Annotated in this window: 1 protein-coding gene; it reads right to left on the reverse strand. The window is 69.2% G+C overall.

Going from position 1 to position 517, the window contains the following annotated elements; all coding sequences use genetic code 11:
* Positions 1–267 precede the first annotated feature (267 nt).
* On the reverse strand, positions 268–517 hold a 250-nt coding region (locus tag ACU8YC_RS26200), incomplete at its 5' end, for a hypothetical protein (RefSeq protein WP_446896146.1).

Below are 517 nucleotides of genomic sequence, written 5' to 3' on the forward strand. Positions count from 1 at the left end.
GTCCAATCGGTCCGGCCGACGTTGGACCAACGACGACGAACAACGATGAACAAGAACCGACAACCGACGAGTGACGAGTGACGCGCGGCGGCGCAGTGCGCACGGCCAAACACGGATGACGCGATCGACAGGATCAACGGTCCCATCGCGACCCACGACCCACGACCCACGTACGACCTTACGACCCGCAACAACCCACGCAATGCGCCAGCGACCGACGCCCATCAAGCCGACACCCAGCGCCCGCGAGAAGGGCCTCGCCACCGCTCACGCCTGTCGCGCGGCGCCGAAGCGCACCGTGACGAAACGGTGGGGCGCCGTCTCCGTGGGCGGCGTGAGCCTGTCGCCGGTCTCCCGGTTGTGCTGCTGGACGCGCCCCGCCACGGCCTCGTGGAGAAGGCGGATCGTCGGGCCTTCCTCCTGGCGGTAGAAGGTCCTGGCGGCTTCGGCCATGAGGTCGACGAGGGCGGGCGCCAGCTCCCTGGGCTTGCGCCCCTTGCGATCGTCGAGCCGCACC

The sequence above is a fragment of the Citrobacter sp. VF227 genome, from assembly GCF_052950715.1.